Raw genomic sequence first — 25,286 nt, forward strand, 5'->3', positions numbered from 1 at the left:
TTATTTTGACATGTGATAAGTATAAAAAAACGTTTCGAATAAAAGATTTCGGGTAATAATAACCTTGTCTTTTATACTTGTCTTTATACTTTAGTTGCTATCTATTTTCACTCCCTTTTTAATTACAAAAAGGGCTGTTTATGATAAATCTACAACTCTTTTTTCTTGATTACTTAACAAAGCAGCTTCAATAATCTTGATAACATTTTTTGCTTCATTTGCGCTTACAGGCAATTTTTTATCATTTAGAATAGCCTCTGCAATAAGATTATAATATTCCATATAATCTCCTTTTTCTGTGGATACTAATTCTTTTTTAGATTCTCCATTTTTTATACTATGAAGTATCCCTTTTTGAGATTCTGGCTCAATTCCCCAGTTTTTAGAATCGGGTTTTATTTCCTTTTGAAGTGTTGTTTCTTGTATGTCTGCTTTCGATTTTATAAAAGAACCATTTTTACCATGAATGCTATAGGCTGCAAGTGGTTCTAGAACAAAATAGCTAGATTTTAAAGTAACATAATGTGATTTATAATACAGTTTTACGTCAAAATAATCTGCCACTTTAGAGTTGTTTCTAAAACTATTTAAAGTAGCAAAAACGCTTTTTGGCATCCCAAATAAATGTAATGCTTGGTCTATTAAATGCGAACCCAAATCATACAAACTACCCACACCTTCTGTGGGTTTTTCTTTATGCGTTTTATAACTTAATTCTGGTTCAAAACGATCATAATGAAATTCAGCTTCAACAATATCACCTAAAACACCTTCGTTTAGTATTTTTTGAACCGTTTTAAAATCGCTATCCCATCTTCTATTATGATATACAGAAAGCTTTACATTTTTACTTTTTGCTAAAGCAATTAGTTCTTCTGCTTGTGCAGTTGTAACTGTAAAAGGCTTTTCTACAACAACATGTTTCCCTGCTTCAATTACTTTTTTAGTAAAATCGAAATGTGTTAAATTTGGGGTGTTTATAATAACCAAATCTATTGCATCATCATTCAACAAATCATCTAAAGAACGAAATGTTTTGATGTTTGGGTATTTTTTTTCAGCTACATTTTTTGTGCGTTCTAAAACCCCATATAAATTTAATTTAGGATTTACATCAATAAAAGGCGCATGAAATAGATGGCCACTCATACCAAAAGAACATAATGCTGCATTTATAGATGTCATAAAATTGTTTTTATTTATTTAGTTCTAAAGAAGCCATTATAAAAGGACCTGTTCCTTTAGGATCATTTGCTCTAATTTTTTCGCCAATATAATACTCAAAACTTCCATCTCTATATGGGTTTCCTCCTAAACCTGCAACTGCACAACATCTATTTAAATTTACAACTCCATTTTCTTCAACAGAAATAAAATTATCTAAAATTCCTTGATATGCTTTTTTTGCATTTTCTAAATATTTTGCTGGTAAATATCCTTTATTAACACCTTTTGCTAAAGTATAAGTAAACATTGATGTTCCTGTTGCTTCTATATAATTCCCTTCTTTGTTTGGTAAATTAACTACTTGATACCAAGTACCAGTTTTAGCATCTTGATGTTTTACAATTGCTTCTGCAAAACCGTTTAAATAGCCAATAAGTTTATTGTAACCTTCATGTTCTTTTGGTAAATAATCCAATACATCAACTAAAGCCATGCTATACCAACCCATTCCTCTAGACCAAAAATGTTGCGAAAGTCCTGTTTCTTTATTTGCCCAACGTTGTTCTTTACTTTCATCCCAACCATGAAAATACAACCCTGTACTTTTATCTTTACTGTGCTTTTCTATTAAATCGAATTGCTTCACAATATGATCATAAATATTGTTTCTAACATTTTCATCTTTAATAATTGTAGTTGCATATTTTGTATGAAAAGGTTCTGCCATATATACACCATCTAACCACATTTGATATGGATATACCTTTTTATGCCAATAACCTCCTTCTGATGTAGTTGGTTGCCCTTCTAATTGTTTGTGAAGCGTATCCATAACTTTTAAAAGTTTTGGCTCATTTTTTTTGTTGTATAGATAATAAATAATATCTCCAGATTTTATCATATCTAAGTTATAATTAGACATTTTATATGTTTTTATGGTACCATCTTCTTCAATAATTTTATCAGTATATTTATAGATATAGTCTAATAATTCTTGATTCTTATTTTGTTCATAAACTCTAGATATAGCCTGCAAAACTAAACCAGGGGTATAAGTCCATTTTGGTTTTTTATTAAAATCTAGCAAAGTAGGATCTGGAAAACGATTAATTTCTGACAACGCCATTCTTTCTGACCATTTTAAATCTTTAGAAACTATTAAATCTTCTTTTGTTTCTGTTTTTTTTACTTCTTTTTTACAACTTGTAAAAAGACCAAAAACTACTAAAACTATTATTATTATTTTTTTCATCTTAAAGATTTTATTTTTTTTGATATTTTTTGATGACTAGATATTTTAATTCTGTTACTCCTGCATTGCTTATTCCATGCATACTAAAAGATGGGCAGTATAAACTTGTATTTTCTTTTACAATAACCTCTTTACCATTTAAATAAAACTTTGCAGTACCTTCTAAAACATAAAAAAACTCATCTTCTATGTGTTTATGAGGTGCATGTGTAGATTTTCCTGGAGCAACAACACTCATTTTTATAGTTCGTCCGTCTAAAAAATCTTTATCCGCAAACCAATATTGATAACCAACTTTGGTTTTAACTGTTTTATCTTCAGAAAAAGTATTTACACATTCTTGTATAGTGTATGTTTTTTCTTGCCCTTTTACATTAAAACTAACCAAAAGAAAAAAGAAAAAAATGACAGAAATATTCTTTTGAGACAAACTTTTCATCTCTAAAATTTATTATTGTTGTTTAGTTCTAACAATTTATCATCTAAGTATTTTAGAAATTCTTCTTGTGTTTTAATTCCATTAGGTTCTTGCTCCCAAGCTCCTAAAAAATAAAATTCTATTGGTTTTGTTGTGGGTTTAAATTCAACTAAATAATCAAACTCCCCTTTTTTAACTTCTGAAGCATCATCTGTTTTATAAAAAACAGCCATTCCTAAATTATCTGGCACTAAAGTTTGTATACCATAAGTTGCAATATATCCCCATTTTTTATTATCACTTTCTTTAGCAAAATACGCTACTTTATGGTCTATTACTCCAGTAACAATTCCGTTAATTTCTTTTGATGGAATTATAGTGTGCTTTGTAATACGTGAATCTGGCTGAATACTTAATGTAGATTTTAAATCGATTTTATCATCAGCTGTTTTCCATCCATGGTAATCTATAGTGATAGAAGATTGTTTTGCGCCATTTTCTATAGAAGCAAAAGTAGAATCTACTTCTTTAAAATGAAACATTTTATCATTTACTAATCTACCAATAGAACCAACACCTAATCCACTACCAACTTTTAAAATATCTTGTCCCCAAGCTTCAGGTTCATGGTAAGAATCAAACCCATCTTGCCCAACTTTAGATAGCACCATAGAATCTGTTTTTTTACCAAAAATATCAATTGCATTTCGCCAATCTAAATACAATCTGTAACCTACTTTATTGCTTTCCCAACCTGGACCTTCATAACGAATATACCAAGTATGGTCTGTATGTTTATCTGGAACTCTTAAATTTGTTACGTTTTTAAATGATGTTCCTCCATCATATTCTTCATGACCTCTAGTTCCATCAATCCATTTTCCTCCTTCAGCTATTGAAATTTCTGCGTAAGTTTTAGCTTTTTCAGCAACCTTTTCTGATTTTATAGTTTCCTTTTTTGGTTCATTTTTGCATCCAACAATTGCTAAAAAGCAAAATGATACTGCTATAAATTGTAATGTTTTCATTATTTATTTTTTAAAGTTTTGTCTAAAAATTTAGTTATGTAATGAACTGTTTTATTAAAATATGGATGAAATAACCAAAAAGTATGAGGACTGTTTGGAAATGTTTCTACTTGATTATAAATATTGTTTTTATCTAGAATTTTAATCATATCATCTCTACCAGCATGAAACCGTTCATATTGACTATTGATAAATAAAATTGGTGGCGTTTTTTCATCTACATGTGTTAATGCAGATGCTTCTTGCCAAACTGTTGGTTTTTCATTAAAAGTGCCTCCTAACCATAAACTTGCTACTTTTCCTTCTTTAGATTCTGGATGTTTAAAAGCTAGTATTCCATCTAAATTTATGATAGCATTTACGGTTGATGAAACTTGGTTTTGATGATTTTCTTCAAACTTTAAATTATTGTTTGTTGTGCCAATTAATGTTGCCATTTGCGCTCCTGATGAAGCACCTAAAATTGCAATTTTAGTAGTATCTACATGAAATTCTTTTGCGTTTTCTTTGATAAATTGTATTGCTTTTTTTACATCAAAAATTGCTGCAGGATATTTTGCTTCATCAGACAATCTGTATTCAATTACAAAACAAGAATATCCTTTAGAAGCAAGAACTTGAGCTAAGGGTTTCATGTGAGATTTATTCCCTGATTTCCACCCTCCACCATGAACTAAAATTACTGCAGGGTTTTTATCAGAATCATTGATAAAAGCATCTAAATACAGGTTTCTGTTTTCTAAAGTTTTGTATGTAATAGTTGCTTTTTCAGTTACATTCTTAAACCGTTTTGTTTTTACAATTTCTATTGCTGGGAATTTCTTTTTGTATTTTAAAAACGAACTATTTACTGTGTAACTTGTATCTTTTTTAATTTCTTGAACAGCAAATACTGTTGATGAGCACATCAAAAATAAAAACCAAAAAATAATTAATTTATACACTTTAAATGTTTTTTTTTAATCAGGGCTTTGCATTAAAGAGCCATTGATATAGGTGTCTATTAATTTTAAATTTTTTACATGTTTTAAAGAAAAAGCTTCATCAACTTTATCAATTTTTACATTTCTAAAAGTGATGTTTTCGATTGGAGATTCTTCATAACCATTTGCTAAAATTCCGAAAGAACCACCGTTTTTAACTTTTACATTTTCTAATAGAATGTTTCTTATTTTAGGTATAAATTCACCTGTTTGATTTGTGTAAGTTGCGTAATGCATGTTTACTTTTAAAACCGCTTCTTTTACTTGACCAATTTCAATGTTTCTTACATAAACGCCATCTACAGTTCCTCCTCTTCTAGAGTTTGTTTTAATTCTAATTGCTCTATCTAATTCTGGACTATCCATCGTACAATTTTCTACAAATACATTGCTAACTCCTGCAGACATTTCGCTTCCAATTACAACACCTCCATGACCATCTATCATTTTACAATTTTGAACAACAATGTTTTCTGTTTTTATAGCCACTCTTCTTCCATCTCCATCTCTACCAGCTTTAATAGCTATACAGTCATCACCAGTATTAAAAGTACAATTTTTTATAATTACGTTTTTAGAATATTCTGGATCACAACCATCATTATTTGGCCCATGACTTTCTACAGTTACTCCATCTACAATTACATTATTAGATTTAAAAGGATGAATAATCCAGAAAGGAGCATTTATAATTTTCACACCTTTAAGCATCACATTTTTACATTCATAAAACTCAATAAAATTTGGACGTAAAAAATGATTATCGCCAAAAACTCTATCTTTTAAAGGAACACCATCATCTCCCATTTTCATTAATCTAGGAAGGTTAAGGCTATCTCTTTGCATAGGTGAACCTTTTTCCCAACCATAAACTTCTTTACCACACCAAGCCCACCAATTCTCGTTTGAAGCTTGTCCGTTTAAAACTCCTTTACCTGTTACTGCAACATTTGTTTTATTGTTTGCGTAGATTAATGGAGAGTAATTCATGAGTTCTACACCTTCATAAGAGGTAGCAACTAAAGGGTAATAGTCCTTTGGATTGGTACTAAATAAAATTTCAGCACCTTCTTCTAAATGAAGATTAACATTGTTTTCTAAATGAATTGCACCTGTAATATATTTTCCTTTTGGTACAAAAACAGTACCTCCTCCACTATTAGTACAATTTTGAATTGCTTTTGCAAAAGCCTCTGTGTTATAGGTTTCTCCATCAGCAATAGCACCAAAATCAATAATATTAAAAACTTTATCATTAAAAGTAGGTTCTTTTACACTTGCAACAATAGTATCCATTTTATCCCAAACAGAATTAGATGTTAACGCTTTATTAGGTTCTTGCTTACAGGAAATGTAAAAGAATAAAAAAAGTAAAATGGAAAAATTTACTTTAAGAGTTTTGATTGAAAAATATTGGTTTAACATAGTAGAAGGAAATTTATTAGTTTAAATAATGTAATCGATTACAAATATATTAATTTGTAACTTATATGCAATTTTTTCGAGCAAAAAAGCATAGGATAGAATTCCGAGAATAATAATTCGTTTTTAATATTAAATAATATAGTATTTTCGCCTCGTTATTATAAGCTTGAAAAATTTTTTGATAATAACACCCTATTATTTTACAAATAAACGTTTTTAAATTTTAGGGTAACTGTAATTATAAATTAATAGAATGACAAAAAAAACAACAATTTATGATATTGCTAAAAAACTAAACATTACTGCAGCAACTGTTTCTAGAGCTTTAAATAATAATCCTAAAATAAGTGAAAAAACCAAAGAATTAGTTTTTAAAACTGCTTCAGGAATGAATTATGAGCAAAATAAACTTGCTCAAGCTCTTAAAAGTGGTAAAAGTTTTAATGTTGGTGTAATTGTTCCAAGAATTGATAGCAATTTTTTTAGTTCTGTAATTCGTGGAATTGAAGAAGAATTATATCCAGAAGGTTATCATGTAATTATTTGTCAAACTCATGATCAACAAGAATTAGAGATAAAGAATATAAATTCTCTTTTAAACGCACAAGTAGATGGAATTTTAATGTCTATCTCGAATGCAAAGTTAGAAAAGAATGCTGTCTTTAATAATCTTGTTAAAAAAAACGTACCTCTTATCTTTTTTGATAGAAAAAAAGACATAAAAAATGTTAGTTCTATAACAATTGATGATTTTAAAGGTGGTTATGAAGCAACAAGTCACTTAATACAGCAAGGTTGCAAACGTATAGCTCATTTATCAAATAACCGTAATTTAGAAATTTTTAAAAATAGATATTTAGGATATAAACAAGCACTTTTAGATAATAATATACCTTTTGATGAAAGTTTAGTTGTGGAAACTTTTAGTAAAGTTATAGAAGGTAGAGAAAAAACGAGACTTTTGTTACAAATGGATAATCCTCCAGACGCTATTTTTTCTTCTAGTGATTTTTCTGCACTAGGAGCTATTGAGGAGATTAAAGAAAGTGGATTGAGAATTCCAGAAGATATTTGTGTTGTTGGCTTTAGTAATGAACCATTTACAAAGTTTATGGAACTTTCTATATCTTCTATAGATCAATCACCAATGGAAATGGGTAAAATAACTGCACGTATGTTTCTTGATGAAGTTGCGAGTGAAGTTAAAGTAAAATTAGAAAAACACGTTGTGTTAACCCCTACATTAATTGCAAGAAAATCATCTTTAAAGATTTAATTTTCCTACGTTATTAATAGCAAAAATAATATATAGATATTACAAAGACTGTTTATTAAGATTTGCTATATCTATAATTTATTAGTTATTATTTTATAGATGCTTAATATTTTAACTTATTATAACATTTATAGTTAAAATATTTTGTTAAGAAAAAAAAATATATATATTTGTGCAATCGATTACATTTTAAATTGCATTTTAAAATAATTCAGTAGAATTCATTTTTTATGTTTTTATAAATTTATTAATTATTTAACCATTTTAATTAAACTATTTATGGGAAATTACAATAACCATTATGTACCCTTAGAATTTAATAAGAAATTTTATTTCTTAAGCAAATTTACTAAAGTCTGTATTTTTATTTTTATAGCATTATTAGGAACAAATGTATATTCTCAAGACTTTAAAGTTACTGGTAACGTAACAGATAGTGAGTTAGGAGAAACACTTCCTGGAGTTTCTATTATCATTAAAGGTACAACAAAGGGAACTGAAACAGATTTCGATGGTAATTTTGAAATTATAGTAAATAAATCAACAGATATATTAATATTTTCTTATCTAGGTTATAAAACCAAAGAAGTAAGTATTAATGGAAGAAGTACTATAAATGTTGGTTTAGCAACAGATTTACAATCATTAGATGAAATTGTAATTATTGGTTATGGTTCTTCAAAAAAATCAGATTTAACAGGATCTGTGGTTACTATTGGAGGTGATGATATTAAAAAACAACCAATTTCTAATGTGGCTGAAGCATTAACAGGTCGTTTACCTGGAGTTCAAGTTAGCTCTACAGAAGGTTCACCTGATGCTGAAATTAACATTAGAGTTAGAGGTGGTGGTTCTTTAACACAAGACAGCTCTCCATTAATTATTGTTGATGGATTTCCTGTTAATAGTCTAAGCGATATTAGTTCTTCTGATATTGAAAATATGACTGTTTTAAAAGATGCTTCTTCAACTGCAATTTATGGTTCTAGAGGAGCAAATGGAGTTATTATTGTAACCACAAAAAGTGGTAAATTAGGGAAGGTAAGTGTTAATTTTAACATGTTTCACGGCTTTAAGAAAATCTCAAAAGTTATAGACGTTCAAGATGCAGAAGATTTCGTAAAATGGCAATATGAATACTCTCTTCTTAGAGATCGTTTAGATTCTTACGAAAGTGTTTTTGGTCTTTATCAAGATAGAGATCAATATAATGGTTTGCAAGGAAACAATTGGCAGCAACAAATTTACGGTGGTTTAGGAGAGGTTCAAAGTAGAGATTTATCTATTAGAGGCGGATCCGAAAAAGTAAATTTTAATTTTAATTACGCTGTATATGATGAAAAAACAATCATGTTAGGCTCAGATTTTAAAAGAAACAATTTGTCTTTATCTTTAAAAAGTAAAGCAAGTGATAAAGTAGATTTAGCATTTACAATTCGTTATTCAGATACAGAGGTAAATGGAGGTGGAGCAAACGAACAAAATGAGGTTTCTTCACAAGATTCTCGATTAAAAGATGCTGTTGGATACTCACCAATTCCAATTCCTGGAGTTACAACAGTAGATACAGATGAAGCTTTGGCTAACTATTTAACAAATCCATTTATCTCTGTAGCAGATAATCAAAGAAGAAAATTAAGAAAGAATTTTAATTTACTTGGAAGTGTTTCTTGGGAAATCATTGAAAACTTAAAACTCAAATCAGATTTTGGTTTAGATAATTTTAATACAACTGATTATCGTTTTTACGGAAGATCTACATATTACGCAAGAAATAGACCTTCAGTAGACGATCAAGGATTGCCTTCTATTATTCTAAGTGATCAAAAAAGAGTAAGATTTAGAAATGCAAATACAATCAATTATGATTTTAAAAACATTATAGGTCAAGATCACAGCTTAAAATTATTAGTAGGTCAAGAATTAATTGTTACAAATAATAACGAAGTTACCTCTGAAATACAAGGTTTTCCAAAGTTTTTTGATTTTGAAACTGCTTTAAAACTAACATCACAAGGAAACAGAGTGGCATCTGTAGATAATTATTACAGTCCAGATGATAAATTACTTTCTTACTTTGGTCGTGCAAACTATAGTTTTTTAGATAAATATCTTTTAACAGCTACTTTTCGTGCAGATGGATCTAGCAAATTTATAGGAGACAATATTTGGGGTTACTTTCCATCAGCTGCTGTAGCTTGGAAAATAAACGAAGAAAGCTTTATAAAAGATGTAACTTGGATTAACGCACTTAAATTAAGATTAAGTTATGGTGAAGCTGGAAACAACAATATTCCAACAGGACAAACTGTACAGAATTTTCAATCATCATCAACTACTTATATAAATAATGTTAATAATTATTGGGCAGCTTCAAATAGATTAGCAAACCCAGATTTAAAATGGGAAACTACAGTTACACAAAATATTGGTTTAGATTTCGCCTTTTTAAATAATAGAGTTAGTGGTTCTATAGAAGCGTACAAAAACTTAACTACAGATTTATTATTTGAATTTCCAGTACCAGGAACAGGTTATAGTACTCAGTTTCAAAATATTGGAGAAGTACAAAATACTGGTTTTGAGGCATCACTTAATATTACAGCTATAGAAAAAGAAAATTATGGGTTAAGTTTTAACTTAAATGCAAGTGTTAACAAAAACCGTATTAACTCTTTAGGTTCTTTAGAGGATTTTAATTTCGCTTCTGGGTGGGCATCATCTCAAATCCCTTTTGATTTCAAAATTAGAAAGGGTGGAGAAATTGGAGAAATGTATGGATATATGAGTGATGGTCGTTATGAAATATCAGACTTTACATATGATCCATTAACACAAGGTTATACATTAAATTCTGGAGTTGCTAACAACAGTGGAATTGTTGGAGATCCAATGCCAGGTAATATGAAGCTAAAAGATATTAGCGGTCCAGATGGAACTCCAGATGGAATTGTAGATGAAAATGATATTACTTTAATAGGTAATGCAAATCCAGGGGTTACAGGAGGTTTTGTAATCAATGCAAATGCACATGGTTTTGATCTTTCAGCTGCTTTTAACTATACTGTTGGTAACGACATTTACAATGCAAATAAGGTAGAGTTTACTACCTCTAATCAAAATGGACAATATAGAAACTTAAGTACAGAAATGTCTGATGGTATTAGATGGACAAATTTAAATCCAACAACTGGTGAATTAGTTACAGAGCCTGCAGACTTAGCAGCTTTAAATCAAAACACAACTTTATGGTCTCCATATTCACAAAATTACGTTTTTAGTGATTGGGCTGTAGAAGATGGTTCTTTCTTAAGATTAAATACACTTACTTTAGGATATACTCTTAAACCAACAGTAGCTTCAAAAATTGGAGCTTCAAATTTAAGATTCTATGCAACTGCTAATAACGTTTTTATTCTTACAAATTATTCTGGACCAGATCCAGAAGTATCAACAAGAAGAAAAACTCCACTAACACCTGGTGTTGATTATTCAGCATTTCCAAGAAGTAGATCAATAGTTTTTGGTGTTAATCTTAATTTTTAATTAAAAAATATTTAATAAAAGATGAAAAAAATATTAATAATTTCTGGAATATTTATCGCTCTACTTTTTGTTTCTTGTGAAGATGGTGATTTTTTTGACGCTCCAGCACAATCAACGCTAGACGAATCTATAATTTTCTCTAATGCAGGTTTAGCTGAAGGAGCTGTAGATGGCATTAAAGAACCCTTTGGACAAACAAATTCTTATAGAGGTCGTTTTATTCCATACTATGGTTTTAATACTGATAGTGAATGGAATAATAACTCTGATAAAGAAAACGATGCAGCAGCAGATTTATGTATATATGATGCTACTCCTACAAATACACAAATGAACACGAGCAACAATGCCTGGGCTCAAATGTATAATGGTATAGAACGTGCAAATATTTGTATTAGAGGAATAAGAACTTATGGAAACCCAGAACCTGGAAATGAATTAGGTCAGTTATTAGGAGAAGCCTTAACTTTAAGAGCAGTCTATTATGCAGATTTAACAAAAGCTTGGGGAGATGTACCAGCTCGTTTTGAACCAATTACATCTGAAACTTTATATATAGAAAAATCTAGTAGAGATACTATTTATAAAAGGTTAATAGCAGATTTAGGAGAAGCAGCAACTTTAGTTGCGTGGCCAAATGAAACTGCAGCTACAACAACTGTTGAAAGAATTAACAAAGCTTTTGTAAAAAGTTTTAGAGCTAAAATAGCAATGGTAGCTAGTGGTTTTCAACAATATCCTGATGGAATAAGAAGAAGTAATGATCCTGATTTATCTGTTGATAAAATGTACAAATTAGCACTAGATGAAACTAAAGCAGTAATTTCTAGTGGAAGAGCATCTTTGGAGCCATCTTTTGAAGGCTTTTGGAGAAAATACAACGAAGAAAATATAAATGCTGGAGGAGAATCTCTTTGGGAAATACCTTTTGCAGCTGGTAGAGGACGTGTTGCTTTTTCTTTCGCTGTAAGACATGCAGGTGCAGATCAATACACAGCTCAACCAAGAGGAGGAACAGCAGGTCCACTTCCTACAACTTTTTATGATTATGATGAATCAGATTTACGAAGAGACATTACATGTGTTCCTTATAGATGGGGAGTTCCTGTAGATGGTATTGCTCAACAAGAATTGGATAATATGGAAACTTGGTATTTTGGTAAATATAGATACGAATGGATGACAAGACGTGTAACTTCTACAAATGATGATGGCCTTAATAAAATTTATATGCGTTATGCAGAAGTTCTTTTAATAGCAGCAGAAGCTGCAAACGAATTAGAAGGTCCTGGTTCTGCTGCCACGTATTTAAAACAACTTAGAAGTAGAGCTTTTTCATCAGCAGATCAAGCACAAAAAGTAAATGCTTATGTAAATGCTCTAGGAAGTAAAGACCAAATGTTTAATGCCATTGTTAAGGAGCATAAATATGAGTTTACTGGAGAAATGGAGCGTAAACAAGCATTAATTCGTTGGAATTTATTAGGTAAAAATTTAGAAGAAGGGAAACAGAAAATGTTTAACTTAAAAAATCGTACTGGAGAGTATGCAAACGTTCCTACTGTTTTATATTACAAATATGAGGCAGATAATGAAACATTAGATATCTATGGTTTAAATAGAGGAGAAAATAATGATCCAGGAGCTGATTATTCTCAAGTTAATTGGAACACTTTAGAAGATGAGAAAGTAAACTCTCTTTTTAAAGTAGGTGTTAACCCAGATGATAGACAATTTTGGCCTATTTGGCAAACTTTTATTGATGGAAGTAATGGTAAATTACAAAACGATTACGGTTACTAAAAATAATATAAAAAATAATCAATTATGAAAACAAAAAATATTTTAAAAGGGCTAACCGTTATTTTATTAACCTTGACTTTTGGTAATTGTACTGGAAGTTATGATGTAGATGTATTAGAAGAATTAAAGATAGATAGAGAATTTGCTCCTGTAGCATTAACTGCTAGAGTTAGAAATCAAACTACTGTTGAGTTAAATTGGACTGTTCGTGAAAATGTAAATAATTTTCTAATTGAGGTTAGCGCAGATGACCCTTCTTTTGGTACTATTTTTAAAACAGCAGAAATTACTGCAGATCAATTACCTTATCAAATTGCACTAGAAGGTGAAACTGTTTATTCTATTAGAGTAAAGGCTATAAGTTCTAGAGGTTTAGACGATTCTACTTACGCTTTAGTAACAGCAACAACTTTAACAGAACAAATTTTTCTACCAATTCAACCTGGTGATGTTTTAGCAAAAGAGGCAACTTTTAGATGGACCCCAAATAGTAATGTTACTCAAATATCTTTAACACCTGGAAATATAGTTTATAACATTACTGATCAAGAAAAAATAGATGGTATAGCTGTTGTAACTGGTTTAAGTGCAGAAACCGATTATACTGCCTTGCTTTTAAATAATGCAAAAACTAGAGGTGTTTTAACATTTACTACAGGTATAGATATTGGAACTGGTATTTTAGTAACACCTACTGATGATTTATTTCAAATGATTGCAGATGCAGCTCCAGATGCTATTTTAGTTTTAGAACCTGGAGATTACACAGCGCAAATAGGTACAGCAACTATAGGTAAATCTATAACAATTAGAGGATTAAGAAGTTTTGACAAACCTTTATTAAAAATAGGATTTTCAGTATCTTCTGGAGCTACAAATTTTAGTTTAATTGATTTAGATATTACAGGAGATACAGCTACCCAATTAGTAGATGCTGTAAGCTATGGAGATGTAGGTAACTATAATTCTCTTTTAATTAGCGGATGTAATGTTCATGATTATGACCGTTCATTTATTAGAGGAAATACAACAGATGGGATTCTAAACACATTAACAGTAGAGAATTCAATTGTAACCAATGTAGTAACTAATGGTGGAGATTTTATTGACTTTAGAAATTCGGATGTATTAAATGTTGATGTAAATACAAGCACGTTTAACAACTGTGCTCCAGGTCGTGATTTTTTTAGAATAGATGATGCTGGAACTTCAACACAATCTGGTTTGATATGCAACGTTGTTATGAGTAGCTGTACTTTAAATGGAATTTCAGACTCTTCAAGTAGAAGATTAATGTATGTTCGTTTTCAAGAAAATAAAATTACGGTTCAAAATACCTTAATCACAAATACTGCATCAGAAGGTTATTCAGACCAAAGTAGAACAGATCAAAATCCAACTTTTTCAAATAATAATTATTTTAATGCAGATGGATTTTATGATACTACACAAACAATTTTTGACGGTTCAGGAACTTACACATTATTAGACCCTGGTTATGTAGATGCAGCAAATGGTGATTTTACAATAACAAATCAAACCATTATAGATAATGAAGTTGGAGATCCAAGATGGAGACAATAAACTAAAATTAGTGAATTAATTTATAAATAATTAGAGGTATGCAAAATAAAAATGCATACCTCTTTTAATTAGGCTTAACATGATAAAAAATATTTTCTTTACAGCAACAATACTATTACTTTTTAGCAATGTTAATAATGCTCAAAATTTAGCTTTTCCTGAAGCAGAAGGCTTTGGGAAATATACAACAGGAGGTAAAGGTGGCTTCATTTATAAAGTAACCAACCTAAATGATGATGGTGAAGGAAGCCTAAGAAAAGGAATCGTAAAGAAAGGAGCTAGAATTATTGTTTTTGATGTTTCTGGAACTATCGAATTAAAATCAAAATTAGATATTAATAAAGGAAAAGGAGATGTAAGTATTTTAGGGCAGACTGCCCCTGGAGAAGGAATTACCATTAAAGGATACCCTTTTACCATTAAAGGAGATAACGTAATTATTCGTTATCTAAGATTTAGAATGGGAGATGTAAATAAGATTCAGGGAGATGCTTTAGGTTGTGGAAACTCAAAGAATGTAATTATAGATCATTGTTCTATAAGTTGGGGAACAGATGAAAATGCCTCTTTTTATAACAATAAAAACTTTACCCTTCAATGGTGTATTATTTCTGAAGCCTTAAATAATTCAGTTCATAACAAAGGTGCTCATGGTTATGGAGGTATTTGGGGAGGTGTAAATGCCTCTTTTCATCATAATTTAATTGTAAATAATAATAGTAGAAATCCTAGATTTAGTGGTTCAAAAACGACAGCAAATTCAGAAAATGAATTTGTAGATTTCAGAAATAACGTAATTTATAATTGGGGAGATAACAGTATTTATGGAGGTGAAAGCGGAACCTATAATATGATAAATAATTACTTTAAATCAGGACCTGCTACAACCTCTTCCAAATTAGATAGAATTGTAAGTCCATCAAAACCATATGGTAAATTTTATGTGGATGGGAATTTCGTGGTTGGTTATGAAAATATTACCAAAAATAATTGGAATGGTGGTGTACAATGTGATGATCTAGAAGCAACAAAACTAGAAAAAGAAATTTCAATAGCTAACAATATCAAAACTTCTTTAGCAGTAGAAGCTTATACTAAAGTTCTTGAAAATGCAGGTGCTAGTATTTTTAGAGATCGTGCAGATTTAAGAGTTGTTAAAGATACCAAAGAAGGAAAAACTTCTTATAAAAACGGAATTATAGACTCCCAAGAAGAAGTTGGTGGTTGGCCAATTTTAACATCAGAAAAAAGTAAAAAGGATTCTGATGAAGATGGAATGCCTGATGAATGGGAAATTAAAAATAAACTAAATCCTGAAAAAGTAGATGCTTATTTAAATACTTTAGATAAAAATTATACCAATATTGAAGTGTATACCAATTCTTTAGTTAAAATAAAAAGCGTAGCTAAAAATATAACTCTTCCTGAAAATTATTTATCAGAAGTTTGGGTGGCAGACTTAGGTAATGGAAGCTATAAAAATCCTATTTTACATGCGGATTATTCAGATCCAGATGTAATTCGAGTGGGAACGGATTATTACATGACTGCTTCAAGCTTTAATGCTTCTCCAGGTTTACCTATTTTACATTCTAAAGATATGGTAAATTGGGAGTTAGTCAATTACGCAATTCAGCAACAATTACCAGCAACAATTTTTAATATACCACAACATGGAAATGGTGTTTGGGCACCAAGTATAAGGTATCATAAAAATGAATTTTATATTTATTGGGGAGATCCAGATTTTGGTATTTATATGGTTAAAACAAAAAATCCTTGGAGTGTTTGGGATAAACCTATTTTAGTAATGGAAGGAAAAGGACTCATAGATCCTTCTCCACTTTGGGATGATAGTGGAGATGTTTATTTAGTACATGCTTATGCTGGAAGCAGAAGAGGTGTAAAAAGTTTACTTACAATTAACAAAATGAATTCTGAGGGTACTAAAGTTATAGATCAAGGAATTCATGTTTTTGATGGGCATAAAAATCAATCCACCATAGAAGGTCCAAAGTTTTACAAAAGAAATGGCTACTATTATATTTTTGCTCCTGCTGGAGGTGTAGCTACAGGCTGGCAATTGGTTTTACGTTCTAAAGATATTTATGGGCCTTATGAAGAAAAAATAGTTTTAGAACAAGGCACAACCAATATCAATGGACCTCATCAAGGAGCTTGGGTAGATACACCAAATGGAGAGTCTTGGTTTTATCACTTTCAAGATTTAAATGCTTATGGAAGAATTGTTCATTTGCAACCTATGTCATGGAAAAATGATTGGCCAATTATGGGAACTGATTTTGATGGAAATGGAATTGGTGAACCTGTTTCAACATCGAAAAAGCCAACTATCAGCAAAACTTATTCTATAGAAACTCCTGCTGAAACAGATAATTTTGATAATTTTAATATTGGCTTACAATGGCAATGGCAAGCAAATTCCGATGTTGTTTGGCATGCAAAATTACCTGGAAATAATTTTTTAAGATTATTTTCTATAAAATCTGTAGATGATTCTTCTAATCTTTGGATGGTCCCTAATTTATTGTTGCAAAAATTTCCAGCACCAAATTTTACAGCATCAACAAAAATATCATTATTTCCAGAAGAAGCCAAAACCGGTAAAACTGCGGGTTTAATTATTATGGGAATGGATTATGCTACCTTAAGTATTTCTCATGATGAAAAAGGGTATATTTTAAAGCAAACACAAGCTTTGGAAGCCATAAAAAATGGAAAAGAAAAAACTAATGAAATTGTTAGATTAAAAACAAATGCAGCTTATTTTAAAGTAATCGTTTCATCACCCAATGCCATGTGTCAATTTTTATATTCAGAAAATGGAATAGATTTTAAAGAAATTGGTGAGCCATTTAAAGCAAAAGAAGGGAAATGGATAGGAGCAAAAGTTGGGTTGTTCTCAGTAAGTACTCAAAAAGCAAATCTTGGAGGTTATGCTGATATTGAATATTTTAAAATCACTAAAAAGGAATAATCCTTTTTAGTGATTTTTAGTTATTTTTTATTCTTTTTCGAAAGCTCCAATATCTGGTGCAGAGCCATTAAAGGAAAGTCCAACATCAACTCCAGCATCAATTAAATCACTTCCAGAAACTAATTTTAAGAAATCGATATTTGGTAAAGTACCATCAGCATTTCTTTGACTGCTTAACAACGTTAAATCTATACTTACAAAATCGCTAGCATTTGTTGTAATACCATCTTGCCAACCATTGTTGGTAATATCTAGAGTTGTAGCTCTATAACTATCTTCACTTTCACCAGCAAAACTCGCTGTATTTTTAATTGTTAAAGAATTAGCAATGTTAGAACCACTAAAGTTGATGTTTCTACCATTTTTATAAGCTACAGAATTGTATATCTCTATATCTCCTCTATTACTATTATGATCAAAACCATCATAAATATTTCCAGCAGCGATGCAGTTTGTATATATAGCATTGTGTTTCAATAATTTATCATCACTTCCACCCGATTTAAATCCATTTCCATCACCTTTCCCTTTAGAACCATCTTGTAAATAACCATTGTTAAAAGCCCAACAGCTTTCGTAAGTTGTAGTAATATTATCATTACCTCTTAAATAACCATCCCAACCATCATCTAAATTTTGCCAAGCTCTACAGCCTATAAATTTATTGCCTGTTCCTGCATCTAATTTACATGCAAAACCATCAGCATTTTCTAAAGAAGAATCTGCATTAAAAAAGGAATCGCAGTTTAAAATGGTATTGTTGCTACCACCATTACCAATTTGTAAACCTGTATCTTTATTTTCGCTGAAAGAACAAAATTCTATAAGATTGTTATCTCCCCTAACAAACATACCATTATCTCCAGCACCAACTACATCTATACCTTTTACATACCAGTAATCACCAGCTAAAGAGATACCTCTATTGGATGAATTTTCTGACATTGAAGAAAAATTAAAACTTGGTCTTCCAGTATTATCTGGATGTGCCAATAATGATATTAGATTTGAAGCACTTCCATTTTGAGATAAATTTATTGTAGAATTAAACGTATAATTACCATCTATAACATATATATTTTCGCCTGCAGCTACAGTTGCAATTGCAGCTAAAAGTTCTTCTGGAGTACTAACAACTGCTCCCTGAAGATTTGCATTAATTCCAGAAATATTTATTTGAGCATCACCAGAAACCCCACTTCCATCAGTAGCTACAGCAGTTACTGTAACTGTGCCATTTGCTTTTGGGCTTAATAAACCATCACTTGAAATTTCAGCAATAGCAGTATCAGAAATAGACCATGTTACAGTTTTATCTGTTGCATTAAATGGTAAAATATTAACAGCTAATTGTTGTGAAGCTCCATTGGTAATATCTACAGCAATAATAGTAATAGTTTCAACAGGAATAGCTGCCACTGTAACTCCAGAAATAAGAAAGCTTTTTTCGGCTTTTATACCAGAATTATCTGAAGCTTTTGCAACTACTGTTACTTCCCCATTCGAAACTGCTGTTAGAAGACCAGTTTGTGAAACTGAAGCAACTGAGGGCTTAGTAACACTCCAAATAACTTCTTGATTTAGGGCGTTTGCTGGTGAAACAGTTGCAGTTAATTGAGATGTTCCACCATCTGTAATTGTGTTCCCTTCAATGGTTATTGAAGTAACCAGAGAACTGTCTATTTCTTGGTCAGCATCTGTTCCACAAGCTATAATAGCTGATAAAAATAAGATTAAAATAAAATTATTTTTTTTGTTTAATTTGATCATTATCAATGAGATATTTTTTGTTTTTACTAAGTTCAATAAAAAAGGGATATGTTTAGAACATATCCCTTTTTTTAAATTTTTGTCTAATAGGTTACTAGTTTTATAGATTTCTCTCCTTTACTTGTTTTAATTCGGGCGATCCACAATCCAGGTTTCATGGTAAAATCTGTATTGCTATTCGTTTTTATTTGCTTTACTAAAGCTCCAGTAATACTAAAAATATTAATCTCTGTTTCAGCATCTACATTGGTAACAAAAATTCTTTGCCCATTAGCATTTATATTAGTGGTAACTAATGAAGCTTTATCAACAGCAAGAACATCTGCACCTGCACCAGTTACTTCTATTTTATATAAGTTAAAAGAATTGGAGTCATAAATACTAATTTTTTCACCTGAGCCAGTATATTCTGCAGTAAGAATATAAGGTGCGTCATCACTTTCTTTTGAAACTGAGGCTATTACATTAGTTTCATCAGATACGTATAACTCACGCTTATCACTACCTCCTGATCTGTACCAAATCTTTATAGTAACAGGTCCAGAAACGTTAAAGTAAAGGTGACTATGAGTAGGATTAAGATTATTTTCATCAGGGTTTGATCCTCCATCAAATTTAAAACGGTTAACTGCTGTATATTCATCTGCGGTTCCTGCATCCCAAGTTTTACCTCCAGAATTTTCAATTTTACCAAATTTGTTACCCTCACTGTCACCTACTAAAAATAAGTTATCCTTTTTAACGGTTTCACCTTCAGCTGCATTATAAGCAACTATTGGCCACATTGCAATTTGAGCTGCGCTTGTATAATTTGGATCTCCTCCAAAATCCCAAACTTTAGTTTGAGCATTGGTTGTAGCAACACTAGCTACTAATAATAAAGTTAAAAAAAGTAATTTTTGTTTCATTTGTACTGAGTTTTTAGTTAATATTTAATTAATGTAATCGATTGCCTAATTTATGAAAAAAAACTTAATCTATTGTTTTTTTAACATTTTTTCTATGAATATAATTAAGAGTGAGTATTTTAAAAAACTCACTCTTAATTAATAAGTTATTTTTTTAGTGTGATAAAATTTTCGTTATTTTTTTTCCATCAATGTTCTCTACAGCAATAATCCAAAGACCATTTTTAATTGTAAAATTTACATCCTTTTTAGTATCTAAAGATTTTATTAAAGCTCCTGTTATACTATAAACTCTAACTTTTGAGTCAGAATTTATATTTGATATATAAACCTTATTGTTAAATGCTCTTACTTTAATTTTGTTTTCAATTAAATTTAAAGAATTTGAACTTAATGTGTTCAGCTCATTAATAGGATCCCAATCATCATTTCCTTTCGTAAAATTGAACGTTGTAATAGCTGTTCCGTCTGTTAAAGTTGCTGCTGATAAAACAGTAGACCAAGAAGCTCTATTACCAGAATTATCAACTCCTGTTGCGTTTTCTGTGGTTCCATACTCATACATAAATGCAGATTCTCCTCCTAAAGTACTAGTCCAACCAACTGGAGATATTAAAGATTCTCCCTCATAACCAGGAAAAGAAGATTCATCAATCGTTGTGTTGTAAAAAACAACCTCACTCGTTGTTGCTAACCAAGGACGACCAAAATATCCAGGTTTTGAGCTGTTTGTAGAAGCTGTTTCTACACTAGGAATTGCTGACTTTACTGTACATTCATACATTAAAAATCCTCTACCACTAGCTTGTTGTGCTGCAGTAATATATGCAGCATCACTAGAAACATCACTTGTATTTAAAACAAAATCAGTTTTATAAAATACAGCTGTCATACCTCCAAAAATGTAATCGACTGCACCCATCATTGCACCTTTGTAAACAACAACTCTAGAACCTGAACCTCCATAAAATGTATCTTGTCTACCCACAACTCTACAGTTATTTAAAATTACTTTGTCTGTATTATTTGCAATACCAATTGCAGCAGCTCTTTCTACAAAACTTCTATCTTGAACAGCTGTACTACCTATTGTAGTTGGTCTTGTGCCTTTATTACCACTTCCTAAAACAACAACATCTTCTGATTCTTTTTTAGAAATGTATTGATTGAATGAGTTTTCTAGGATAATATTATCTGCAACAAAACCATTTGCATAAATTACAGCTGTAGCATTCCAATAAGAACCATTTGTAGAACCAGAAACATTGTTATAAGGCTGAGAACCATTTGCTTTATTTATCGCTAAGACTTCTGCATTCCATTTATTATCATTTCCTTGGCTGTAATAATGATATCCATAACCATAATAAGATGTTATTCTTACTGCATTTGCATCTATATCTACACCTTTATTTGCTAGTGCAATACTTGGATTTGAAGATGCGTTTTTTAAAGTTACGTTTTCACTATTGATAACAATCATTTCTTCGTAATTTCCTGGATCAATCATTACAGTAACTCTCTCACTATTTGGCCTATCCATTTCTGCAATCGCATTTAAAGCAGCATTTATTGTTTGGTAATCTTTGTCTGCACCTACTTTAATTATTGGTGCATACGCTACAATTGTTTTCACAGCGATGTTTGTAATATATGAACTTGCATTAAAAGTGATAGTTGCAATTCCTGCAGAGTTTCCTTCGTATATAAATTCTGTAGTTTCTAAGTTTGATGTACTTCCACTAGATGTGGTAATTGTTGCTCCTCCATCAATAGAAAAATCTGCCTCATAATAATACGTTATTATCATTTTTTCTTCAGGTTTTAAAGGAATAGAAATTGTTGCATCAGTTCCTCCAACCAAATGACCTTTTGCAATTTCATTTGATATTGAGCCTGTAAATGCTAAACCTTTATAATAAGGTGTTGCGTTTGTAATTACTTTATCATCGAAAGTCCAATTTTTTACAGGATTAAATGATAACGTTTTAGACTCATTAGCTCCAGAAACATTTAAGTTTGATGTTAAAGCCAGTTCTAAGGCATATTCATCTAAGCCATCATAATTAATACTATAAACTCCATCTCGTAAACGAATAGCAGTAACATCAGAAAAAGAATAGCTGTATCCTGTTTCGTTTAAATTGGTAAATGTTAAAGTAAGTTTCGCTAGTTGAGTAGTCTCTAAAACAGGAGCATTAATTGTTATATCGTATTTTGTTTTTTCTTGAAATATAATATCTGAAGTAGTATTAGAGTTACCTAAAGTAATTGTATTTGCAGGTATAGAAAAATCGTTTACACCTTCTGCAGTAATTGTATATGTTACATTTGGTTCTAATATAACAGCATACGTGTTTGCATTTACATCTATTATTGGTGAAGGAATAAAAACTTTATTTGCAGAAGGATCTGGCGTATATTTTAATGTTAAGTTAGAAATTTCAGACCCTAGTCCTGTAATATTACCAGTAACAGTATATAATTCTACTTGAATAATTGTAATATCAAAAGTTGTTGTTGATGAAATTATTTCGATAGAAGTATCACTACTAATTACATAACCATTAGCATCTGTTAAACTTAAATTATACGTATATCCTTCTGGTAAATCGATACTATAACTTCCTCCAGAAACTTGAGTAGACCAAGATTTACCAGCTTCATTTGTAAAAACAATTGAATAATTACTTTCTAAACCTGTTGCAGCAGAAACATCTACAGTACCCGTTAAAGTTTTGTAAGTTGCGTCTTTTCTGTAAATTCTGTAATAACTTGGTTTATCGCTATCATCATAAATATGATACGTTCCTGCAGATTTTGCTACAAATTTTACTTCTTGAATATCAGAACCTACTGCAACTTGATCATCTTGCGCTGTTGGATCTGCAACATATTCAAAATGTATGTTTCCAGTTCCAGATTGTGTTAGCATCCAAAGAGAAACTTCATCATTTTCACTTAATGTTAAGCTCATATATCTGCCAGTTGCTCCACCTCCATTTACATAAACTCTACCTGAATATCCTGTTGATCCTATGTTTTCATCATATCTTGTTAGGTTTGTATTTGATGTTCTTAATCTATCATTTCCACCACCAATCCAACTTAAAACACCAGACGTAAAAGAAGGTAATACATTTCCAGAAGATCCTGCTGTTATACCTGAATCATACCAAGCATTTATAGCAGTTTCATCTAAATTATTATTGTAAATAGCTTCATCTAATTGTTCTGCTCCAAAATCCCAAACATCAATTTTACCATTAGAAGGATCTACAGCTGCAGCATTTTCTATGGTTAAACCATGTAAATAAATTTCTGATGTTGAGTAATTAGTACTTTTTAAAGTTGCAGTAATTACTCCAGCATTACCTGTATAAGAAAAACTACTAGCAAAAGCATCTACACCAGCAGCAATATTTTGTGCTGCTATAGAACCTAATACATTCTCATTTGAATCTGTAAATTCTAAAATAGCATCTTCTGCACTTCCATATTGATCAACAATAAAAGTAATAATTGCATCACCTGCAACAATAACATCGAATGAGTTTCCTGAGTAAAACACACCTCCATGAGTTGCATCATGATATCCAAATTGTAATTCTTCATCTGTTGTATTACTGTTTATTTTTAAAATACCATCACTAGTTACAAATGATGAATATCTTAAAGTTGAATAACTTGTTTGTGGCAATGCTGAACCATCATAAAAATTATAAGTATATGTTTTTCCAGCTTCTGCTGTAACTACTACACTGTTATCTGTAATTTTAAATTTGTAAGAAACTGGATCTGTATTGATATCAGTAAATGCAAGTATTATTTCATCATTATTAATAATTGCAGAAGCAATATCTCCTGTAACTGTTGGTATATATGAAGATAAGGAATTTCCTCCCAAATCAATTTCTAAAGTTGCCAGCTCATTTGTTGCACTAAAAACAGTGCCTGCACTCACAGAAACAGTTGCATTACTTGTTGCATCTACACCAGAAATGAAATCTATTTGAGTACCATTTACTGTTACTGTTCCAGATTTTTGAACCCAAGGAGTTAAATTTACATTATAAGGAATAGGAGAAACTTCTATAAAAGGCAAATAATTTTGACTTGAGCCAGCAGCTTCAAAAGTTACTGTTCCTGCAGAACCAACATATGTAAAATCTACCCAAACAGGAGTTCCATCACTATATGTTGCCCCTGTTTGATGATTTTGTGAAGTAATATCAAACGCACCAGTTTCACTAGAAGCTATAATTGTTCCTCCAGAATATTGATCGCCACCTAAACGAATTTTACTATTCCCAGCAACTTGCAACGTTATTTTATTTCCTGTTTTATAATTAATTCCATGTTGCGTTCCATGATAAGAGTAAGCATTGCAACAACCTGCATCTATTTTAAACAAACCTTGTTCATAAACGTTTCCAGGATATGTGCTAGAAATAATACTTTCATCTCGTAAATCAAAAGCATAGGAAATATTCTTTTCTACTGCTGTAAAGTCTTTCCCTAATTGAACAGGAATTACAGTAATTAATGGTAAATAAACATCATTTCCAGTACCTGCAACTGTTTTAAAGTTAAGTGTGGTTGCTGTTCCTGAATATACAAAATCAAAAGTATCTACTTTGTCGACAGCCACTTTAGTTATTATTGTACCTAAATCTCCCTCAGTATTTGCAGTACCTATCATATTTAATCCAGAATGTTTGGATCCTAGAAATCTAATTGTACAACTTCCATCTACAGTAATATTGATCTCTTGATCAACTTTCAGCTGAAGGCCATAACTTGATCCATGATAAGTATAATCACCAGCTAATGTAAGCTTGCCATCTGTACTTTCATTAGCTGAAATAATTGATCCATCTGTAAAATCATAGTTAATTGCACCTACAATCTGTCCTTTTGTAAAAAAGGAAATAAATAGTAAGCAAAAAATAAAAATTGTGTAATTTTTTTTCATAATAAAGTATTTAAAATGTAATCGATTACACAAATATATTCTAAAAAAAGAAATTCGCAACTTTTTTTACTATAAAATATTATTTGTTAAATTTTTAATAGCTTTAATGAGATATTACTAATTATTAGTGCCAAAAAATAGTATTCCTATTAT

The 25,286-nt window shown here is 30.6% G+C and carries 14 protein-coding genes; 5 read left to right on the forward strand and 9 right to left on the reverse strand.

What is annotated here, in order from left to right; translation table 11 throughout:
- Positions 1-138 precede the first annotated feature (138 nt).
- Genes LPB03_RS10060 through LPB03_RS10085 form a run of 6 tightly spaced genes read right to left on the reverse strand, consistent with a single transcriptional unit; the run spans position 139 to position 6,273 of the window.
- A complete protein-coding gene (locus LPB03_RS10060; RefSeq protein WP_065319489.1) occupies positions 139-1,185 on the reverse strand; it encodes a Gfo/Idh/MocA family oxidoreductase in 1,047 nt (348 codons plus the stop codon).
- Between the two features lie 10 nt (positions 1,186-1,195).
- Positions 1,196-2,419 (reverse strand): glycoside hydrolase family 88/105 protein, encoded by a 1,224-nt coding sequence (locus tag LPB03_RS10065; RefSeq protein WP_065319490.1) that lies wholly within the window; start codon positions 2,417-2,419, stop codon positions 1,196-1,198.
- A 10-nt stretch (positions 2,420-2,429) separates the two neighbouring features.
- Positions 2,430-2,858, reverse strand: a complete 429-nt coding sequence (locus tag LPB03_RS10070; protein WP_065319491.1) for a cupin domain-containing protein — start codon at positions 2,856-2,858, stop codon at positions 2,430-2,432.
- Between the two features lie 2 nt (positions 2,859-2,860).
- Entirely contained in the window at positions 2,861-3,865 is a 1,005-nt protein-coding gene (locus tag LPB03_RS10075; RefSeq protein ID WP_065319492.1) for a DUF4861 family protein, read from the reverse strand.
- The gene (locus LPB03_RS10080) at positions 3,865-4,809 is read right to left on the reverse strand and encodes an alpha/beta hydrolase (protein ID WP_231953086.1); all 945 of its coding nucleotides are present in this window, start codon (positions 4,807-4,809) and stop codon (positions 3,865-3,867) included. Before LPB03_RS10080 ends, LPB03_RS10075 begins: the two co-directional genes overlap by 1 nt.
- A gap of 15 nt (positions 4,810-4,824) precedes the next feature.
- Positions 4,825-6,273 (reverse strand): glycoside hydrolase family 28 protein, encoded by a 1,449-nt coding sequence (locus tag LPB03_RS10085; protein ID WP_065319494.1) that lies wholly within the window; start codon positions 6,271-6,273, stop codon positions 4,825-4,827.
- A 253-nt stretch (positions 6,274-6,526) separates the two neighbouring features.
- Between LPB03_RS10085 and LPB03_RS10090 the strand changes: the two genes are divergently transcribed.
- The 5 genes from LPB03_RS10090 to LPB03_RS16955 all read left to right on the forward strand — a co-directional run bounded on the left by LPB03_RS10090 (position 6,527) and on the right by LPB03_RS16955 (position 17,480).
- Entirely contained in the window at positions 6,527-7,549 is a 1,023-nt protein-coding gene (locus LPB03_RS10090; protein ID WP_065319495.1) for a LacI family DNA-binding transcriptional regulator, read from the forward strand.
- Between the two features lie 279 nt (positions 7,550-7,828).
- The gene (locus LPB03_RS10095; protein WP_083187202.1) at positions 7,829-11,095 is read left to right on the forward strand and encodes a SusC/RagA family TonB-linked outer membrane protein; all 3,267 of its coding nucleotides are present in this window, start codon (positions 7,829-7,831) and stop codon (positions 11,093-11,095) included.
- Positions 11,096-11,116: 21 nt separating this feature from the next.
- On the forward strand, positions 11,117-12,898 hold the full coding sequence (locus LPB03_RS10100) for a RagB/SusD family nutrient uptake outer membrane protein (RefSeq protein ID WP_065319496.1): 1,782 nt from the start codon (positions 11,117-11,119) through the stop codon (positions 12,896-12,898).
- A gap of 24 nt (positions 12,899-12,922) precedes the next feature.
- A complete protein-coding gene (locus LPB03_RS10105; RefSeq protein WP_065319497.1) occupies positions 12,923-14,482 on the forward strand; it encodes a DUF5123 domain-containing protein in 1,560 nt (519 codons plus the stop codon).
- A gap of 79 nt (positions 14,483-14,561) precedes the next feature.
- Positions 14,562-17,480, forward strand: coding sequence for a family 43 glycosylhydrolase (locus LPB03_RS16955; protein ID WP_317039010.1), 2,919 nt, complete (start codon positions 14,562-14,564; stop codon positions 17,478-17,480).
- 27 nt (positions 17,481-17,507) lie between these two features.
- On the opposite strand, the gene LPB03_RS10115 is transcribed toward LPB03_RS16955, so the two are convergent.
- The 3 genes from LPB03_RS10115 to LPB03_RS10125 form a co-directional block, all read right to left on the reverse strand.
- Positions 17,508-19,250, reverse strand: coding sequence for a right-handed parallel beta-helix repeat-containing protein (locus LPB03_RS10115; RefSeq protein WP_065319498.1), 1,743 nt, complete (start codon positions 19,248-19,250; stop codon positions 17,508-17,510).
- 83 nt (positions 19,251-19,333) lie between these two features.
- Positions 19,334-20,158: a T9SS type A sorting domain-containing protein gene (locus LPB03_RS10120; protein ID WP_065319499.1), complete on the reverse strand. Its 825-nt coding sequence runs from the start codon at positions 20,156-20,158 to the stop codon at positions 19,334-19,336.
- Between the two features lie 154 nt (positions 20,159-20,312).
- A complete protein-coding gene (locus LPB03_RS10125) occupies positions 20,313-25,133 on the reverse strand; it encodes a pectinesterase family protein (protein WP_065319500.1) in 4,821 nt (1,606 codons plus the stop codon).
- Positions 25,134-25,286 lie beyond the last annotated feature (153 nt).

Origin of the sequence: Polaribacter vadi (assembly GCF_001761365.1) — a bacterium.
GTDB lineage: Bacteria > Bacteroidota > Bacteroidia > Flavobacteriales > Flavobacteriaceae > Polaribacter > Polaribacter vadi.

What these genes read in the sequence shown, in the direction of transcription:
- LPB03_RS10060 (WP_065319489.1), bottom strand. Translation starts at nt 1,185, where the DNA reads ATGACATCTATAAATGCAGCATTATGTTCTTTTGGTATGAGTGGCCAT.
- LPB03_RS10065 (WP_065319490.1), bottom strand. Translation starts at nt 2,419, where the DNA reads ATGAAAAAAATAATAATAATAGTTTTAGTAGTTTTTGGTCTTTTTACA.
- LPB03_RS10070 (WP_065319491.1), bottom strand. Translation starts at nt 2,858, where the DNA reads ATGAAAAGTTTGTCTCAAAAGAATATTTCTGTCATTTTTTTCTTTTTT.
- LPB03_RS10075 (WP_065319492.1), bottom strand. Translation starts at nt 3,865, where the DNA reads ATGAAAACATTACAATTTATAGCAGTATCATTTTGCTTTTTAGCAATT.
- LPB03_RS10085 (WP_065319494.1), bottom strand. Translation starts at nt 6,273, where the DNA reads ATGTTAAACCAATATTTTTCAATCAAAACTCTTAAAGTAAATTTTTCC.
- LPB03_RS10090 (WP_065319495.1), top strand. Translation starts at nt 6,527, where the DNA reads ATGACAAAAAAAACAACAATTTATGATATTGCTAAAAAACTAAACATT.
- LPB03_RS10095 (WP_083187202.1), top strand. Translation starts at nt 7,829, where the DNA reads ATGGGAAATTACAATAACCATTATGTACCCTTAGAATTTAATAAGAAA.
- LPB03_RS10100 (WP_065319496.1), top strand. Translation starts at nt 11,117, where the DNA reads ATGAAAAAAATATTAATAATTTCTGGAATATTTATCGCTCTACTTTTT.
- LPB03_RS10105 (WP_065319497.1), top strand. Translation starts at nt 12,923, where the DNA reads ATGAAAACAAAAAATATTTTAAAAGGGCTAACCGTTATTTTATTAACC.
- LPB03_RS16955 (WP_317039010.1), top strand. Translation starts at nt 14,562, where the DNA reads ATGATAAAAAATATTTTCTTTACAGCAACAATACTATTACTTTTTAGC.
- LPB03_RS10115 (WP_065319498.1), bottom strand. Translation starts at nt 19,250, where the DNA reads ATGATCAAATTAAACAAAAAAAATAATTTTATTTTAATCTTATTTTTA.
- LPB03_RS10120 (WP_065319499.1), bottom strand. Translation starts at nt 20,158, where the DNA reads ATGAAACAAAAATTACTTTTTTTAACTTTATTATTAGTAGCTAGTGTT.
- LPB03_RS10125 (WP_065319500.1), bottom strand. Translation starts at nt 25,133, where the DNA reads ATGAAAAAAAATTACACAATTTTTATTTTTTGCTTACTATTTATTTCC.